We start from the raw sequence: 17,295 nt of genomic DNA on the forward strand, positions 1-17,295 counted from the left end.
GGGATGGCTCGCGACCGGGCGATGCGCGCACCGGTCGATTCAACGGTGAGGTTACCTCATGGCGTCGGATGCGCCCGGACGCGCGCAACGGCAGCCTCGAGTTCCGGCCACGGTGGCTTGCCGGGCGCGAAGCGCGCACGCATGTACGCGGCGAGCGAGGCGACCTGCCGGTCCGAGAGCGCGTCGCGGAACGCCGGCATGAATCCGATCTCGCGCGTGGCGGGTTCGCGCACGCCTTCGAGGATCGCGCGGAGCAGATTGTCGGGCCGCGCGCTGTGCAGGCTCGAATGCTGCGCGAGCGGCAGGTTGCGCCCGAGGAGGACCGGGCCGTCGCCGCCGTGATGGCAGGAGCCGCAGGCGCCTTCGAACAGCCGCGCGGCGGCGTCCTGAGGCGGGCCGGATTGCGACGCGGCGACGAGCGCGCGCGCCAGCGCGTCGGTGTCCGCGGCCGGCGTCTGGAACGAGGCCAGGTAGGCCGCGATCGCGCGCACGTCGGACTCCGGCAGCGTCGCGAGATCGCGCACGATCGGCGCCATCGGGCCGGCGACGCTCCCGTGTTCGCGCGAGTGGCCGAAGCGCAGGTAGCGGAACAACTCGTCCTCGGTCCACGGCACCGGCGCGTGGCTTCGCGAGGTGAGGGCCGGGGCCTCCCAGCCCTCGACCATCGCACCCGACAGGTAGGCGTCACCGCCGCGCTCCGCGCCGAGCGCGCTGCGCGGCGTGTGGCAGGCGCCGCAATGCCCCGCGCCTTCGACGAGGTAGGCGCCGCGATTCCACTCTTCCGAGCGCGCCGGATCGGGTTCGAGCGCGCCGGGGTCGAGGTGGAGCGCGTTCCACATCGCCATCGCCGGGCGCAGGTAGGGGAACGGCAGGCTCGACGACGCCACCTCGTGGCGCACCGCGGGCTGCGCCATCAGGTACGCGTAGAGGGCGAGGAGGTCGTCGTCGGACAGACGCGTGAACGACGTGTAGGGAAACGCCGGGTACAGGTGGCGGCCGTCGCGCGAGATCCCCTCGCGCATCGCGCGCGCGAACGCCGGGTACGACCAGCGGCCGATGCCGGTGTCCGGGTCGGGCGTGAGGTTGGTCGTGACGATCGTGCCGAACGGCGTTTCCATCGCGCGGCCGCCGGCGTTCACCTCTCCGCCGGGTGCCGTGTGGCAGACCGCGCAATTGCCTGCCGAGGCGACCGCGCGACCGCGCTCGAGCGCCGCGGCCGTGAAGAGCGAAGGATCGGGCGGACCCACCGGCGCGATCGACGCACGGTAACCGAGCAGGCCCGCCGCCATGCCGAGCGCACCGGTCGCGAGCGCACCGGCGATGCCCCACCAGCGTCGCCTGCGCTTCGGCGCATCGACCTTCGCTCGCCGGTCCGACGGGGCGACCAGCGCGGGCGCCGGCGGCGGAGCGTCCGGGACGCCGAGCGCGGCGCGCACGACCTCGGGCGTGAACGGCGGCTCGCGGAAGCGCACGCCGGTCGCATCGAAAATTGCGTTCGCGATCGCCGCGGTCCCCGGCACTGACGACGACTCGCCGACACCGAGCGGCGGTTCGCCCTGCCGCGGCATCGTCATCACCTCGATCACCGGGACTTCGCGGAACGAGAGGATCGGATACGCGCCCCACTCGCGCGCCTCCGGCGCACCGGTCGGGCCGATCGGCACGCGTTCCTTCAGCGCGCGGCTCGTCGTCTGCACGACGTTGCCGTGCACCTGATGGACCGCGCCGGCGGGATTGACGATCATCCCGGCGTCGTGGCCGACGACGACGCGGCGCACGTGCACTTCGCCGCTCCTGCGGTTCACTTCGACGTCCGCGACCCACGCCGACCACGACGCGCCGAAGCCGGGGAAGCGACTGTGCACGTAGCGGGCGTAGGCGAAGCCCTGACCGCGCGCGATGTCGCCCTCGCTCCCCTGCCCCAGCGGCTCGGTGTGGCGGACCCAGCCGGCGCGCGCGGCCGTCGCCTTCACGAGATCGACCGCGCGTGGATCGGACAGGTGGCGCAGGCGGAACTCGATCGGATCCGCATGCGCGGCTGTCGCGAGTTCGTCGATGTAGGACTCGTGCGCGAAGCTGTTGGGCAGCGCCGAGACGCCGCGCAGCCACGATGCCCGCAGGATCGGCGCCATGTCGTGCGAGGCGACGCGCAGCGCGCCGTAGTCGTAGGGCGGCACCGACGTGCGATCGCCCATCTCGAAGGCGACCGCCTCGGGCGGGAGCCGGCCGGTGAGCATGAGCGCGAGCGTCGGCGCGGCGTTCGACGGGTACGAGGTGCGGAAGTCGTAGGCGACGGCCCGTCCGTCGGCGGCGAGTCCGCCGTTCACCTGCATCAGTTGCGCGGCGCCCTTGGGCTCCCACAGGTGTTCCTGCTCGCGCGAAAGCTGCACGCGCACCGGCCGCCCGACGGCGCGCGAGAGCAGGAGCGCGTCGGCCGCGACGTCGTCGGCGCAGTTGCGCCCGTAGCAGCCGGAGGCCTCGAGCCGGATCACCTCGATGGCGGGCGCGGGCAGGCCGACGAGGAGCGCCAGGTCCGCGCGCAGCACGTGCGGATTCTGCGAGCCGGTCCAGACGGTCGCGCGTTCGCCCCGGCAGTGGGCCACCGCGCACGACGGACCGATCGACGCGTGGAGCTGGTAGGGCCATAGGTACTCGCGCGCCATCGGTGTCGCGGCGCCCGCGATCGCCGCATCGACATCGCCCTCGTCGACGAGCACCCGGCGCGTCGACGGGTTGGTGCGCACCGCGTTCTTCACGTCGGCGAGCCCGGGCATCCCCGGCCAGGGTTTCCAGCGCACGTCGAGCGCGCGCATCGCCGCCTCCGCGACCTCCTCCCGTTCGGCGACCACGCCGACGAAGTCGCCGACGACGACGGTGGCGACGATGCCCGGCAGGTGGGCGATCGACGCCTCGTCCACCGACAGGAGCGAACGGCCGACGAATTCGCCCGCGTCGTAGCCCGCATACGGCGGCCGGATCACCCGGCCGTGCAGCATGCCCGGCAGGCGCAGGTCGTGGACGTAGACCGCCTCGCCGGCGGCCTTCGCCGGCAGGTCCACGCGCGGCACCGGCCGGCCGACCAGCCGGTGCTCGTCGACCGTCTTCACGCGCACGTTGGGGTCGAGTCGGAGTTCCACGTGAGCGCCGGCGACGAGCGCGCCGAAGGCAACGCGTCGGCCGGCATCGTCACGCACGACCACGGCGCCGTCGCGCGTCTCGAGTGCGTCCTGCCGTACGCCAAGCCGGTCGGCCGCGCGCGCGACGAGCCAGGCGCGCGCCTGCGCCGCGGCCTGCCGCAGCGGCACGGCCGAGATCTGGATCGATGCGCTCGCGATCGTCGGGCCCTGGTTCGGCGTGCGCGCGGTGTCGCCGAGCGCCATCGTGACCGCGTGAAACGGCGCGTCCAGCTCGTCGGCCACGATCTGCGCGAGCGAGGTGCGCAGGCCCGTGCCGAGGTCGACGTGGCCGCAGAGTCCGGTCACGCTGCCGTCGTCCCACACCGCGACCAGGATCTCGACGCCCTCGGCGGGATCGGCGGGAATCATCGGCGGCTGTCCGCGCGCCTGGGGCAGAGGTTCGGGCGGCGGACGCACGACGACGAGCACGCCGTTCGCCGCGTGGAAATCGGCGCGGGTGCGCGGCGTGTCGGCGCGGCGCGTCATCGCTCCCCGCTCCCGGCCATCAGGGAAGCGGCACGGTGCACCGCCTTCAGGATCTCGACGTGCGTGCCGCAGCGACACAGGTTGCGCGAGAGCTCGGCGCGGATCTCGGCGTCGGTCGGCGCGGGATTCCGCGCGAGGAGCGCAACCGTCGTGACGATCATGCCGTTCAGGCAATAGCCGCACTGCGCGGCTTCCTCGGCGACGAAGGCCTGCTGGACCGGATGGAGCACGCCGTCGCGCGCGAGGCCTTCGAGCGTGACGATCTCCCGGCCCTCGACGCCGCGCGCCGGAATCACGCAGGCGCGCGCGGCGACGCCGTCCAGGAGCACGGTGCACGCGCCGCACTCGCCCAACCCGCAGCCGTACTTCGGGCCGTTCAGCGCGAGGTCGTTGCGCAACACCGACAGCAGCGTCGCATCAGCGCTCGCGCGGACCTCGTGGGCGCGGCCGTTGACGGTGAGACGCAGCGGGAGCGTGTCGGGACGTCTCACGACATGCTCAGCGCAGGCCGTCTTCGCCCTTGATCTCGCTCGTCTTCAGTCCGCCGACCCGGGGCAGCGGGCGGCCGCTGTCGGTGACGACGACGGCGACGACGATCTCGTTGCCGCGCGGAGCGTCGGGCACGCGCGCTTCCATCGCGTCGAAGTGGCTGCGGACGAACGCGGCGTCCTTGTGGCCGAGCGGCACGTCGATCGCGGTGCCCAACCCGCCGCGCTTCTTCGCGGACGGCACGAGCGCAGCGCCCTTCTCCACCGCCTTGCGCAGCGGCGCTCCGAGCTTCGGATGCAGGATCGCGGCCGCATGCTCCAGTTCGCCGTCCTCGCCGACGATCGCGGCCTTGCCGTAGCTCTGCGCCGCGCCCGGCGCGATCCCGAGCGCCTCGACGCACCTGGTGCCGAGCAACCCGCCCAGTTCCTCGCCGATCGCGACGAGTTCGTCGAGGTTCTCGACGTAACGTCCCGCGAACGGATTGTCGATCACCGCCATCGCCAGCGCGCGCCGGGTCGGCGGCTCCACCTGGCGGCCCATCTCGACGCGGGTTTCCTCGACTTCGACCACGAGCTTGCGGATCTTCGCCTGCATGTTCCTCTCCTTGTCGTCGGCCGGGCGCGTCAGCGCAGGCCGTCCCACTTCGCGATGGCCGACGCCGCGAGCCCGCCGACGCGCGCGTGCACGCGCGCCCCGGTGCCCATCGCCAGCACGTAGACGATCTCGTCGGCGCGCGGGGCGCCCGGCACCCGCACCTCGATCGCGTCGAAATGGCTGCGCACGTAGCTCGCGTTGATGTGCGTGAGCGGGACGTCGAGCGTGACACCGGGCGGCCCCACCTTCTTGGTCGAGGGCACGATCGAGAGCGCGTTCCCCGGCTGGCCGGTCTTCTCCTCGGCGATGCCCTTGCGGTAGGCGTCGCGGTCGCCCTTCCAGCCCAGGAGTTCGCGCATCGCGTAGCCGCCGGGCACGTGCCACAGCGCGCCGTGCTCGAGTTCGCCCTTCGCGCCGACGATCGCTCCCTTGCCGTAGCTCTCGATCGCCTCGACCGGCACGCCCATCGCCGCCTGCAGCTTCCGCGCCATGTCGAGGCCGAGCGGATTGAGTTCGTCCATCATCGGCAGGATGTCGGGCTCGTAGCGGCCGGCGAACGGATTGGTGAGCACGACCGCGATCGAGCCGCGCATCAGCGGCTTCGCGGCGACCGGCCCGAACTCGTGGTGGATGGACTCGACGCGGGTGAGGATGCGGCGGATGTCGATCATCGGCGGGATTCCTTCATGCGTGAACGGCGAGGGCCACCGGGGCGGCGTCCGGCGAAGCGCGGGGCGGCGCGAGCCGTCGCGGCGTCCCGGCTGCGTCGACCACCCACCCCTGGCAGACCAGGATCGCGTCGTGGCAGAGTCCGGCCTCGCGCAACGCGCGCGCGCGCGCGGCGCCGGCCGCGAGCGCCTCGAGCACCGGGGAGTCGCCCAGCGGAGGCACGTCGACGGTCACCAGCAGGTGGCCGAGGTCGCTGTCGTCGCGCAGTTCACGCGCCGGTCGGCGCACGATGCGCGCGTCGGCCACGTCGACCGCGTTCGCGATCATCGTCGCGGCGGCGTCGGCCTGCGCCGCGCTCGCCGCGAGCACGGTGACGCTGTCGGCGATGCCGAGCGAGAAGCTGCGCCCCCGCCAGCCCGAGGTCGCGACACCGCGCACCGGCGAGTCCGCCGTCACGGCGAACTGCGCGTCGGTGGAAAGCCGCGCGAGGGCGGTGTCCGGGTCGAAGCGCGCGAGGTCGGCGTACAGTCCGATCGCCACCGACGCCCCCGGTGCGAGATGGAGCGCGATGTCGCCGCCGTTGTTCACCCACGCGCGCGCGACACCGTCGCGGGCGTACGCCGCGACGAGTTCCTGCGCGACCGACCCGGCGACCGCGGCCATCGGCGTGACGAAGCGGTCACGGAACGGATGGCAGGCCTGCCACATGCGGCGCGCGACGACGCCTTCCACCGGACAGCGCTCGCCCACCGGGCGGCGCAGCGCCGGGAGTTCCGCGACCAGCTCGTCGAGGATCGTCGCGAAACGCCGCCACGCGGCTTCGTGCGCCGCCTCGACCGCGCGCGCGTCGCCGTCGGCGCCGATGACGATGTCGATCGGCCCGTGCTGGAAGTGGAGGCGCCCGCCGGGCAGGCGCGCTCGCGTGGCGCCCATCGTGCGGCTCTCGCTAGCCCAGGAGCGGCGCGCGGCCGACCGGCCAGGGATTGGCGGCGGAGATCGCCTCGATCCGGCGGGCGGTCGGCGCGCCGTCGTTGTGCCACGCTCCGTGGCGCAGCGCGTCGTCGAGCGAACGCACGTGGTCCATGTGCCCGCCGAGCGCGCGGTAGTCGTCCACGCGCATCGTGAATTCGATCGGGGCGACGATCGCGGGCGTCGGTACCGTGCCGAAGCTCCGGTCGGGCATCCTGGCGACGTCGACCATGACGGTGATGCCGCCGCCGGGCCACACATAGGCGGGCGCACCGCCGCAGGTGACGTTGACGATCGCCTCCTTGATCGAGCGTGTGAGGAGTACCGGATTCTCGGTCACGCCCGCGCGCAGGCTCCCGCCCGCCCCGCCGACGAAGAGCACGGTGCACAGCGACGGCTCGCAGTTCTCGCCGATGCGCCCGACGATGCGCGCGACCGCGTCGGGCAGCGGCGCCGGCTGCGGCTTCAATCCATCGTCCAGCACGAACCACTCGGCGTGTTCGCCGGTCGTCGACACCATCAGGAGCCGCAGTCCCGGCCACGCGGTGGCGGGATCCCAGCCCTCGACGATCGCGAGCGGATCGACGATGTCGGTGCCGCCCCAGCCGGTGCCCGGATTCGCGACCTGGAAATAGCGCCCCGGCGTCGAGCGCCGGCCGCGCAGCTTGACGCCCGAGAGGCGCATGTCGAGGCAGCGACCCGCCTGGTGCTGGGTCAAGACGCCGGTGATGTGGTCGTCGACCACCACGACCTCGTCGGCGAGACCGTAGAACTGCTTGGCGAAGATGCCCACGGTCGCGGAGCCGCAGCCCACGCGCATCCGCCTCTCTTCGACGCCGTTGACGATCGGCGCGCGTCCGGACTGGACGGTCACCTGCGACCCGCCGTCGATCGTGAACTCGACCGCCTGCTTGTTGCCGAGCGCCTCCATCATCTCGCAGGTGATGCGGCCTTCCTTCTTGCTGCCGCCGGTGAGGTGGTGGACGCCGCCCAGCGAGAGCATCTGCGAACCGTACTCGGCGGTGGTCACGTGGCCCACCACCTCGCCCTTGCAGCGTACGTTCGCCTGCTCGGGGCCGAGGAACCGGTCGGTGTCGATCTTCACCTTGAAGCTGCAGTAGCTGAAGATGCCCTCGGTCACGACGGTGACCATGTCGACGCCGTCGGCCTTCGAGGCGACGATGAACGGCGCCGGCTTGTAGTCGGGATAGGTGGTCGACGAGCCGATGCCGGTGACGAAGACCTCGCCGGCCGCCTGCGCAGCCGCGCCTGTCTCGGAGGCGGCGTCGCGCGCGAGGAACGGGACCAGCTCACCGCCCCCGGCTTCGATCGTGCGGCGGAGCATCACGACCGGATCGACCCGGACGAGCGCGCCGTCGGCGTTGGCGTAGCGGTCGCAGGCGCCGGTGCGGCCGGGCGAGATCTGGCACAGGACCGGGCAGGCGTTGCATTCGACCTTGTCGCCCGCCATGCGCTCGTTGCGTGGGCGCGAGCGCTCGAGCACCTGCGGGATCGCGCCGGGCTCGATGCCAGGCAGGCCGTCGGTCTTCGTGTGTTCGGTCATCGCCAGACCTCCCGGGGAGGGCGGGCGCCCGGGCTTGCGGTTCCCGGGCGCCTGCGGTAGATTGATGTAGCAGCTACATAACCTGTAGTGTTGCGTTTACTACATGAACGGATGCTAGCGCATCCCCCCGTTCCGCGCAACTGTCCGCGAAGGAGCCGCACGTGACCCACATCGTCACCGACGCCTGCATCCGCTGCAAGTACACCGACTGCGTCGAGGTCTGTCCCGTCGACTGCTTCCACGAGGGCCCGCTCTTCCTGGTGATCGACCCGGACGAGTGCATCGACTGCGCGGTGTGCATCCCCGAGTGCCCGGTCAACGCGATCTACGCGGAGTCCGACATGCCCGCGGAGTTCGCCGCGTTCACCGAGTTGAACGCGAGGCTCTCGAAGGAATGGCCGGTGCTGAGCAAGAGCCACGATCCGCTCCCCGACGCGGAGCAATGGAAGGACGCGAAGAACAAGCTCGAGGGGATCGACCCGTGAAAGCCGGGCGATCGCGCGCGGTCGCCTCGTCGTCCGGAGACCCCGCCCCCGCGCCTGCGCGCCGCGCGGCCGCGCCGGCGCGGCGCCCCGGCACCCGTGCCGCGGCCGCGCAGGCGACCCGCGAGTCCATCCTGCGCGCGGCCACGCGCGTCTTCGCCCGGTACGGCTTCGACGGTGGCCGCATCGAACGGATCTCCCGTGCCGCCCGGTCCTACGACCGGATGATCTACTACTACTTCGGCAGCAAGGAAGGGCTCTACGTCGCGGTCATCGAGGAGTTGTACCGCCGTTTCAACGAGGCGGAGTCGCGGCTCGTCCTCGACCTCGACGAGCCCGACGTGGCGCTCGCGCAGACCGTGCGGTTCATCTGGGCCTACTACCTGCGCCATCCGGAGTTCATCACGCTGCTGAACGACGAGAACCTCCACCGCGGACGCCACGTCGCCCGGTCGCCGCGCGCGGGCGAATTCGGGCCGTTCGCCATGAATCCGCTGCGCGACGTGCTCGAACGCGGTGTCGCCCGCGGCCTGTACCGGCGCACCGCCTCGCCGCGCGACATCTACCTGATGGTCGCCGCGCTCGGGTATTTCTACCTGTCGAACCGCTACACGCTGTCGACGTTCCTCGGCGAGCGCACCGATACCCCGGAAGCGCTCGCGCATTGGGAGGAATTCATCATCGACGCGGTTCGCCGGACCCTGGCCCCGCCCGACGCCCTGCCGCCGGTGCCCGCGCGCTGACCCGATCCGCGCGGCGCTTGCCGCAGGCGGGTCTTTGGTTTAGTATTCACTACACGAAACGGCGCCCCGCGCCGGCAGCGACGGAGAGCGACGATGGCTGAGATCGCGACGAGCGGAACATCGGGCAAGGTGGTCATCCGCAACGTGGGGCTGATGCTCTCCGGCGACATCGACCGGCCGATCCTCGACGCCGACACCGTCGTCGTGCGCGACGGGCGGATCGCCGCGGTCGGGCGCGAGAAGGACTGCGACACCGCGAAGCCCGACGTGCTCGTCGACGCGCGCGGCACGGCGCTCTCGCCCGGCCTCATCGACAGCCACGTGCACCCGGTCTTCGGCGACTGGACGCCGCGCCAGAACCAGTTGGGCTGGATCGACTCGACGATGCACGGCGGCGTCACCACGATGATCTCCGCCGGCGAGGTCCACCTGCCCGGCCGCCCGAAGGACATCGTCGGGCTGAAGGCGCTCGCAATCACCGCGCAGCGTGCCTTCGACAACTTCCGTCCCGGCGGCGTCAAGGTGCTGGCCGGCGCCCCGGTGATCGAGAAGGGCATGACCGAAGAGGATTTCGCCGACCTCGCGCGAGGCGGCGTGAAGCTCCTGGGCGAGGTGGGCCTCGGATCGGTGAAGGCCGGCGCCGAGGCGAAGACCATGGTCGCCTGGGCGCGCAAGCACGGCATCCAGAGCACGATCCACACCGGCGGCCCGTCGATTCCCGGCTCGGGCCTGATCGACAAGGACGTCGTGCTCGAAGCCGACGCCGACGTGATCGGCCACATCAACGGCGGCCACACCTCGCTCTCCGAGAAGCACGTCTGCGAACTGTGCGAACGCTCGCCGCGCGCGATCGAGATCGTGCACAACGGCAACGAGCGCGTGGCGATCGCCGCAGCGAAGGCCGCGATCGAGCTGCGATGCCCGCATCGGGTGATCCTCGGCACCGACGGCCCCGCGGGCTCGGGCGTGCAGCCGCTCGGCATCCTGCGCATGATCGCGCTCCTGTCGTCGGTCGCCGGCATCCCCGCCGAACTCGTGTTCTGCTTCGCCACCGGCAACACCGCCCGCATGCGCAAGCTCGACTGCGGGCTGATCGAAGCCGGCCGCGCCGCCGACTTCGTGTTCCTCGACCGCGCGCAGCACACGGCGGGCCGCACGTTGCTCGAGAGCGTCGCGCTGGGCGACATTCCCGGCGTCGGCATGGTGATGATCGACGGCATCGTGCGCTGCGGACGCAGCCGCAACACGCCGCCCGCCACCGAGATCCCGGTCGTCGTGCCCCCCGCCCATTGATCCTGCCTACCCTGCCCTGCTCCTGCCCATGAAGATCCTCGTTCCGGTGAAGCGTGTCGTCGATTTCAACGTGAAGGTTCGGGTGAAGCCGGACGGTTCGGGGGTGGACGCGTCGAACGTGAAGATGTCGATGAATCCGTTCGACGAGATCGCGGTGGAGGAGGCGGTGCGGCTGAAGGAGCGCGGGGTGGCGAGCGAGGTGGTGGTGGTCTCGTGCGGGGTGGCGGCCTGCCAGGAGACGCTGCGCACGGCGCTGGCGATCGGGGCGGACCGGGCGATCCTGGTGCAGAGCGAGGCGGAGTTGCAGCCGCTGGCGGTGGCGAAGTTGCTGGCGGCGGTGGCGAAGCGGGAGTCGCCGCAGGTGGTGATCCTGGGGAAGCAGGCGATCGACGACGACGCGAACCAGGTGGGTCAGATGGTGGCGGCGCTGCTGGACTGGCCGCAGGCGACGTTCGCCTCGAAGGTGGAGATCGCGGGGGGCAAGGCGACGGTGAAGCGCGAGGTGGACGGGGGTCTGGAGACGGTGGAGATGGGTCTGCCGGCGGTGATCACGACCGACCTGAGGTTGAACGAGCCGCGCTACGCGACGCTGCCCAACATCATGAAGGCGAAGAAGAAGCCGCTGGAGACGGTCGACCCGGCGGGTCTCGGGGTGGACGTGGCGCCGCGGCTGGTGACCGTCGAGGTGGTGGACCCGCCGAAGCGCCAGGGTGGGGGCAAGGTGGCCGACGTGGCCGAACTGGTGGCGAAGCTTCGCGACGAGGCGAAGGTGATTTCGTAGGATTCGGCGGCTGCCGGATCGATTGTTCTCACGAGACTTGGCGAAGGTGCTGCGATGATTCTGGTGCTTGCCGAACACGACCACGCCGGGGTGAAGGCGGCGACCCGCCATGCGGTGACGGCGGCGGCGCAGATGGGAGGCCCGATCCACGTGCTGGTGGCCGGGCACGAGGCCGGGGGGGCGGCGCAGGAGGCGGCGGGGATCGCCGGGGTGGCGAAGGTGCTGCACGCGGAAGGGGCGCACTTCGCGCGGCCGACGGCGGAGGACCTGGCGGCGCAGATCCTCGCGCTGGCGGGGGGCTGCACGCACCTGGTGGCGGCGGCGACGGGGACGGGGAAGAACGTGATGCCGCGGGTGGCGGCGAAGCTCGACGTGGCGCAGGTGTCGGACATCACCGCGGTGAAGGGTGCGGACACGTTCGTGCGGCCGATCTACGCGGGCAACGCGTTCGCGACGGTGCGCTCGGGGGACCAGGTCAAGGTGGTGACGGTGCGCACGACCGGGTTCGACGCGGCGGGAGGCGGGGGCAGTGCCCCGGTGGAGGTGATCGCGGCGACCGGGCCTGCGGCGGTGGGGGCGAAGGTGGTGGGGCAGGAGCTCACGAAGTCGGAGCGTCCGGAACTCGCCAGTGCGCGGATCGTGATCTCGGGGGGTCGGGGTCTGGGGAGCGGGGAGAACTTCCGCAAGCTGCTGGAGCCGTTGGCCGACCGGCTGAACGCGGCGCTGGGGGCTTCGCGGGCGGCGGTGGACGCGGGCTACGTGCCCAACGACTACCAGGTGGGGCAGACGGGGAAGATCGTGGCGCCGGAGCTCTACATCGCGGTGGGGATCTCGGGGGCGATCCAGCACCTGGCGGGGATGAAGGACAGCAAGGTGATCGTGGCGATCAACAAGGACGCCGAGGCGCCGATCTTCCAGATCGCCGACTACGGACTGGTGGGCGACCTGTTCGAACTGCTGCCGCAGTTCACCGCCGCGCTGCCGGAGCGTTGACACTGCGCGCACGGTGAACGCCCCTCCCCCGAACGCCAACTCGCGCATCCGCGAAGTCCGGATCGCCGACTGGGACGCGTTCGGCCGCTACATCGATGGACGCGACGGCTGGGCGTTCCGCGGGCAGCGCGACGCGAGCTGGCCGATCCTGAGTTCGCTGTCGCGCCGCCTGCGCGCGTCGGGCGCCGACGCCGAGAGCTGGAGCGAGCGCGAGGAGCGCGCGATCCGCATCTTCCGGCGCAAGGCGCACATCTACCTGCCGGACCGCTCCGCGCTGAACGACACGCTGCGCTGTCTCGCGATGATGCAGCACCACGGCGCGCCGACGCGGCTCCTCGACTTCACCAAGTCCCCGTTCGTCGCCGCGTTCTTCGCGTTCGAATACGCCCCCGGCGACGCCGCCGTCTACGCGCTCGACACGCCGCGGCTGTGGAGCGCCGCGCCCCGCTTCGATCCGGGACTCACGCGCGACGCCATCGATCCGCAGGTACCGGGCAACTTCGAACGCTTCTTCGCCCCGGGGACCCTGCCGCTCGTCTGGGTCGGCGAGCCCTCGCAGATGGATCGCCGACTGGTCGCGCAATCCGGGCTCCTCGTCATGCCGGGCACGCTGCGGCAACCGCTCGCCGAACTCCTCGACGCCTACGACGACCGCGAGCCGCTGATCGAGAAGATCGTGCTCGACCGCACGCTGCGCGGCGAGGCGATGCACCAGCTCTACCGGATGAACATCACGCAGGCGACGTTGTTCCCCGACCTCGAGGGACTCGCGCGCTCGATCGCCTACGAGCTCGAGGAAACCTGGCCCACCGCCGCGCGCGACGGCTGACCGCGCGGCGGGCCACGCCCGCCAGAGGCCCCGGGAACGCCTTCCCGGCCCGGATTTCGACTGTCCGCAGCTTGACAATCGGCGCGGCAACCCTTACCCTTCGCGGGTCTTTGATGTAGTAGGTACTCCATGTACGAAAGGCGGCGCCGACGGGGCCCGCCGACCGCCCGCCGAACCGCCTCCGGAGACCCGCCGCCATGTACGACGCCTTCCAGACCGACCGCCTGATCGACCTCTGGCTCACCGAGGACATCGGCGCCTGCGACCTCACCGCGCAGGTGATGATCGAAGCTTCCGAACGCGGCGCCTTCACGATGAACGCCCGCGAGCCGATCGTGGTCGCCGGCGTCGACGTCGCCGCCCGCGTGTTCAAGCGTTACGATCCGGAGGTCCAGGTCGAGGTGCTGGTGCGCGACGGCGACCGGATCGCCAAGGGCGCCAAGATGATGCATGTGAGCGGCCCGGCGCGAAGCCTGTTGACCGCCGAGCGCACCGCGCTCAACATCGTGCAGCGCATGTGCGGCATCGCGACCGAGACCGCACGGTACGTCGACGCGATCCGCGGCACGCGCGCCCGCCTGATCGACACGCGCAAGACGACGCCGGGACTCCGCATGCTCGAGAAGCACGCGGTCACCTGCGGCGGCGGCCTCAACCACCGCCTCGGGCTCGACAACGGCGTGATGATCAAGGACAACCACATCGCGGTCTGCGGCAGCATCGCGAAGGCCGTCGAACGCGCGCGCCGCCTGCTGCCGGTCCTGACCAAGCTCGAGGTCGAGTGCGACCGATTGGAACAGGTGCGCGAGGCCCTCGCCGCGAACGTCGACGTCATCATGCTCGACAACATGCCGGTGCCCGAGATGGCCGAGGCCGTCAAGCTGGTGGCGGGCAAGGTGAAGCTCGAGGCTTCCGGCGGCATCCGCATGGAGACGATCCGCCCGATCGCCGAGACCGGCGTCGACTTCATCTCCACCTCGAAGACCCACCAGTCGGCCCCCGCCGTCGACATCGGGCTCGACGAGAAGAAGTAGCCGCCGCAAGGCCGCCGCATGCGACCGGGCAGCTTCTTCCTCGTGGTGGGACCGAGCGGCGTCGGCAAGGACACGCTGATCGACGGCGCGCGCGCGGCCTTCGCCGCCGACCCGTCGTGGGTGTTCGCCACGCGAACCATCACCCGCCCCGCCGACGCGGGCGGCGAAGTGCACGAAGCGATGGACGACGACGCATTCGTGACGGCCGAACGCGCCGGCGCGTTCCTGATCACCTGGTCGGCGCACGGCCATCGCTACGGCCTGCGTTCGACGCTCCGGGACGAACTCCGGGCGGGCCGCAACGTGATCGCCAACGGCTCGCGCGCCACGATCGCCGAACTCGCGAAGCGCGTGCCCCGGCTCGTGGTGGTCGCGGTCGACGCGAAGCGCGAATCGCTCGGCGGCCGTATCGCCGGACGCGGGCGCGAACAGGGCGAGGCGATCAGCGCGCGCCTCGACCGACGCGTGGAACTGGAGCTGCCCGCGGGCGTCGAGCGCGTCGACGTCGCCAACGACGGCACGATCGAAGAAGGCATCACGCACTTCCTCGCCGCCCTCACCGCTGCGAGCCGGCGCCTGCGCGTCGTCCGCTACCCGGTCGATACCTGGCGCGAGCGCGTCGTCTACCTTCCGCCCGCGAGCATCGTCGGGTCCGCCGCCTATCTCGGCTCCGATCGCGTCGAGATCGCTGCGGGCGACCGGAAGATCCTCGCGACGGTGCACGTCGCGGACACCGAGCCCCGACTCGCCGACGACGACATCGGGCTCTCGCGCCAAGCCTACGACGACCTCGGTGTCCCGGCGGGGACCCGGGTCGACCTGCGGCGCGCCGCGGCTCCGGCGACCCGCGACATGCTGCGGGCGAAGCTTCGCGGCACGGCGCTCTCGGAGGCGGAGTACGGCCGCCTGCTGCGCGACGTCGTCGAGGGCCGCTACGCGCCGGGCGAGGTGGCGGCGTTCCTCGTGGCGGCCACCCAGAGGCTCACCGACGACGAAGTCGTGGCGCTCGCGCGCGTGCGGAGCACGTTCATGACGCCGATGCGCTGGGACGAGCCGATCGTCGTCGACAAGCACTCGATGGGCGGCGTCCCGGGGAGCCGCATCACGCTCATCGTCATACCGATCGTCGCGGCGCACGGGCTCGCCATCCCCAAGACCTCGTCGCGCGCGATCACCTCGGCGGCCGGCACGGCCGACGCGATGGAAGTGCTGGCGCGCGTCGACCTCACCGCAGACGAAGTGCGCGCCACCGTGCGCCGGGCGCGTGGCTGCATCGCCTGGAACGGCCGGCTGAACCACTCGACGCTCGACGACGTGATGAACGCGATCACGCGCCCGCTCGGCATCGACTCCAACCGCTGGTCGGTCGCGTCGATCCTCTCGAAGAAGCTGACCGCCGGGTCGACGCACGTGATCATCGACCTGCCCTACGGGCCGCAGGCGAAGCTCCGCACCCGAGACGAGGCGGCCGAACTCGGGCGCCTGTTCGAACGGGTCGGCACCGCGTTGGGCCTCGTGGTCGAAGCGCACGCCACCGACGGCTCGGCGCCGATCGGACGCGGCATCGGCCCCTCGCTCGAAGTCCGAGACGTGCTGCAGGTCCTCGACCACGACCCCGCCGCGCCGCGCGACCTCGCCGCCAAGGCCGTCGACTTCGCGAGCCGCATCCTCGCCTGGGATCCCCGCGTCGGCACCGTGGAGGCGGGACGCGCGCGAGCCGAGGAACTGCTGCGCTCCGGCGCGGCGCGCGAGCGTTTCGACGCGATCGTCGAGGCGCAGGGGCGCCACGCGACGCCCTCCCTGCCGGGAGCGTTCGTCCACGCCGTGCACGCCCAGCGCTCGGGAAAGGTCGAGAGCATCGACATCGCCCGCGTGAGCGAAATCGCCCGGCGAGCCGGTGCACCGCTCGACAAGTCGGCGGGCGTCGATCTCGCGGCCCGTGTCGGCGACCCGATCCGTCGCGGCGACACGCTCTACACGATCCACGCGAGCGCAACCGCCGAACTGGAGGCGGCCGCCGACCTCGCCGTCCGCGACAGCGGCATCCACTGACGCCGCCGCCCCGAACCCCTTCACCGCCCTGGCCCTGACGCATCGCAAGCCGGGAACCGCTTGTCCACCCAACCGCAAGGAAGCCGCCATGAGACGCACGATGATCGCCGCCGCCCTCGCCCTCGCGACCGCCCTCCCGGGCGCCGTGGCGCTGGGACAGTCCAACGCCCCGATGAAGGTCACGCTCGCCGGCGGTTCGGTCGGCGGAGCCTGGAGCGCCGCCGGAAACGCGATCGGCGAGACGCTCCGCCGCGCCTATCCGGGCACCTCGTTCACCTACGAACCGGGACGCGAGCAGTCGAACATCCTGCTGGTCTCGCAGGGCCGGGTGCAGCTCGGCATCGCGCACGCCCAGCTCGCCGGCCGCGCGGTCGCCGGCGGCGAGCCGTTCAAGCAACCGATCACCAACCTCCGCGCGATCGCGGTCATCGATCCGCTCGCGGCGATGCAGGTCTTCGCGCGCTCGGGCGGAGCCTTCGAGAGCTTCGAGCAGGTCCGGCGCGACAGGAAGCCGATCCACGTCGCGCTGAACCAGCGCGGCACGATGATGGCGCTCGCGGGCGAGGAGCTCCTGGCCGCGAACGGCATCTCGGTGAAGGACCTCGAGTCCTGGGGCGGCCGGATCAACTACGTGTCGTTCAACGAAGGCCTCGAGATGATGAAGAACAAGCAGGCCGACCTCATCATCAACCTGCTCGCCTTCCCGTCGGGACAGGTGAGTTCGGCGACGCGCGAGATGCAGGTGAAGATGGTCGGGCTCTCGCCCGAGACCGTGACCAAGCTCGACAAGTCCCTCGGGATGCTGCCGGTCGAGATTCCGGCGAAGACCTACGAATTCCAGCCGACGGCGCTGGGGTCTTCCACCGCGACCGTCGTGCTCTTCGCGAGCGCGTCGATGAGCGACGAGGACGCCGGCAAGATCGTCGATGCGATGCTGAAGAACATGGACTACCTGCGGCAGTCGCACGCGATGCTGCGTAACCTCGAGCCCGCCGGCCTCGTCAAGGTCGCCCCGCTGAAGCTGCATCCGGGCGCGGAGAAGGCCTATCGCGCCGCAGGCGTGCTCAAGTAGCGAGTCGCCGCCGCGCTCCCCGGCCGAGACCGGGGAGCCGGCCCCGTTTCGTCACCGGCCCGGGGGGCT

15 protein-coding genes are annotated in these 17,295 nt (G+C 71.6%); 9 read left to right on the forward strand and 6 right to left on the reverse strand.

Annotated features, from left to right (window positions below; all coding sequences use genetic code 11):
* Positions 1-56: 56 nt before the first annotated feature.
* The 6 genes from HS109_04470 to HS109_04495 are packed head-to-tail and all read right to left on the reverse strand — an operon-like array spanning position 57 to position 7,947.
* Entirely contained in the window at positions 57-3,662 is a 3,606-nt protein-coding gene (locus HS109_04470) for a molybdopterin-dependent oxidoreductase (GenBank protein ID MBE7521624.1), read from the reverse strand.
* Positions 3,659-4,153, reverse strand: coding sequence for a (2Fe-2S)-binding protein (locus HS109_04475; protein MBE7521625.1), 495 nt, complete (start codon positions 4,151-4,153; stop codon positions 3,659-3,661). The genes HS109_04470 and HS109_04475 overlap by 4 nt, the downstream gene beginning before the upstream one ends.
* A gap of 7 nt (positions 4,154-4,160) precedes the next feature.
* Entirely contained in the window at positions 4,161-4,745 is a 585-nt protein-coding gene (locus HS109_04480) for an amino acid synthesis family protein (GenBank protein MBE7521626.1), read from the reverse strand.
* 29 nt (positions 4,746-4,774) lie between these two features.
* Positions 4,775-5,416 (reverse strand): amino acid synthesis family protein, encoded by a 642-nt coding sequence (locus tag HS109_04485; protein ID MBE7521627.1) that lies wholly within the window; start codon positions 5,414-5,416, stop codon positions 4,775-4,777.
* Positions 5,417-5,429: 13 nt separating this feature from the next.
* A complete protein-coding gene (locus HS109_04490; protein MBE7521628.1) occupies positions 5,430-6,347 on the reverse strand; it encodes a UPF0280 family protein in 918 nt (305 codons plus the stop codon).
* Positions 6,348-6,360: 13 nt separating this feature from the next.
* Positions 6,361-7,947: a 6-hydroxynicotinate reductase gene (locus tag HS109_04495; protein ID MBE7521629.1), complete on the reverse strand. Its 1,587-nt coding sequence runs from the start codon at positions 7,945-7,947 to the stop codon at positions 6,361-6,363.
* A gap of 161 nt (positions 7,948-8,108) precedes the next feature.
* Between HS109_04495 and HS109_04500 the strand changes: the two genes are divergently transcribed.
* The 9 genes from HS109_04500 to HS109_04540 all read left to right on the forward strand — a co-directional run bounded on the left by HS109_04500 (position 8,109) and on the right by HS109_04540 (position 17,226).
* Entirely contained in the window at positions 8,109-8,432 is a 324-nt protein-coding gene (locus HS109_04500; protein MBE7521630.1) for a ferredoxin family protein, read from the forward strand.
* The gene (locus HS109_04505) at positions 8,390-9,172 is read left to right on the forward strand and encodes a TetR family transcriptional regulator (protein MBE7521631.1); all 783 of its coding nucleotides are present in this window, start codon (positions 8,390-8,392) and stop codon (positions 9,170-9,172) included. The genes HS109_04500 and HS109_04505 overlap by 43 nt, the downstream gene beginning before the upstream one ends.
* Before the next feature lie 93 nt (positions 9,173-9,265).
* On the forward strand, positions 9,266-10,465 hold the full coding sequence (locus tag HS109_04510) for an amidohydrolase family protein (GenBank protein ID MBE7521632.1): 1,200 nt from the start codon (positions 9,266-9,268) through the stop codon (positions 10,463-10,465).
* 28 nt (positions 10,466-10,493) lie between these two features.
* A complete protein-coding gene (locus tag HS109_04515) occupies positions 10,494-11,246 on the forward strand; it encodes an electron transfer flavoprotein subunit beta/FixA family protein (protein MBE7521633.1) in 753 nt (250 codons plus the stop codon).
* A gap of 54 nt (positions 11,247-11,300) precedes the next feature.
* Positions 11,301-12,239: an electron transfer flavoprotein subunit alpha/FixB family protein gene (locus tag HS109_04520; GenBank protein ID MBE7521634.1), complete on the forward strand. Its 939-nt coding sequence runs from the start codon at positions 11,301-11,303 to the stop codon at positions 12,237-12,239.
* Positions 12,240-12,285: 46 nt separating this feature from the next.
* The gene (locus tag HS109_04525) at positions 12,286-13,068 is read left to right on the forward strand and encodes an FRG domain-containing protein (GenBank protein ID MBE7521635.1); all 783 of its coding nucleotides are present in this window, start codon (positions 12,286-12,288) and stop codon (positions 13,066-13,068) included.
* A 197-nt stretch (positions 13,069-13,265) separates the two neighbouring features.
* Positions 13,266-14,102, forward strand: a complete 837-nt coding sequence (gene nadC / locus HS109_04530) for a carboxylating nicotinate-nucleotide diphosphorylase (GenBank protein ID MBE7521636.1) — start codon at positions 13,266-13,268, stop codon at positions 14,100-14,102.
* A gap of 18 nt (positions 14,103-14,120) precedes the next feature.
* On the forward strand, positions 14,121-16,154 hold the full coding sequence (gene phnN, locus HS109_04535; GenBank protein ID MBE7521637.1) for a phosphonate metabolism protein/1,5-bisphosphokinase (PRPP-forming) PhnN: 2,034 nt from the start codon (positions 14,121-14,123) through the stop codon (positions 16,152-16,154).
* Between the two features lie 88 nt (positions 16,155-16,242).
* Positions 16,243-17,226, forward strand: a complete 984-nt coding sequence (locus tag HS109_04540) for a TAXI family TRAP transporter solute-binding subunit (GenBank protein MBE7521638.1) — start codon at positions 16,243-16,245, stop codon at positions 17,224-17,226.
* The last annotated feature ends 69 nt before the right edge of the window (positions 17,227-17,295 follow it).

This window comes from Burkholderiales bacterium (assembly GCA_015075645.1).
In the GTDB taxonomy this organism is placed as follows: Bacteria; Pseudomonadota; Gammaproteobacteria; order Burkholderiales; family Casimicrobiaceae; genus VBCG01.

Bases quoted from the DNA above. Each gene is read 5' to 3' on its own strand.
- HS109_04470 (MBE7521624.1), bottom strand. From the start codon at position 3,662: ATGACGCGCCGCGCCGACACGCCGCGCACCCGCGCCGATTTCCACGCG.
- HS109_04480 (MBE7521626.1), bottom strand. From the start codon at position 4,745: ATGCAGGCGAAGATCCGCAAGCTCGTGGTCGAAGTCGAGGAAACCCGC.
- HS109_04485 (MBE7521627.1), bottom strand. From the start codon at position 5,416: ATGATCGACATCCGCCGCATCCTCACCCGCGTCGAGTCCATCCACCAC.
- HS109_04490 (MBE7521628.1), bottom strand. From the start codon at position 6,347: ATGGGCGCCACGCGAGCGCGCCTGCCCGGCGGGCGCCTCCACTTCCAG.
- HS109_04495 (MBE7521629.1), bottom strand. From the start codon at position 7,947: ATGACCGAACACACGAAGACCGACGGCCTGCCTGGCATCGAGCCCGGC.
- HS109_04505 (MBE7521631.1), top strand. From the start codon at position 8,390: ATGGAAGGACGCGAAGAACAAGCTCGAGGGGATCGACCCGTGAAAGCC.
- HS109_04510 (MBE7521632.1), top strand. From the start codon at position 9,266: ATGGCTGAGATCGCGACGAGCGGAACATCGGGCAAGGTGGTCATCCGC.
- HS109_04515 (MBE7521633.1), top strand. From the start codon at position 10,494: ATGAAGATCCTCGTTCCGGTGAAGCGTGTCGTCGATTTCAACGTGAAG.
- HS109_04520 (MBE7521634.1), top strand. From the start codon at position 11,301: ATGATTCTGGTGCTTGCCGAACACGACCACGCCGGGGTGAAGGCGGCG.
- nadC (MBE7521636.1), top strand. From the start codon at position 13,266: ATGTACGACGCCTTCCAGACCGACCGCCTGATCGACCTCTGGCTCACC.
- phnN (MBE7521637.1), top strand. From the start codon at position 14,121: ATGCGACCGGGCAGCTTCTTCCTCGTGGTGGGACCGAGCGGCGTCGGC.
- HS109_04540 (MBE7521638.1), top strand. From the start codon at position 16,243: ATGAGACGCACGATGATCGCCGCCGCCCTCGCCCTCGCGACCGCCCTC.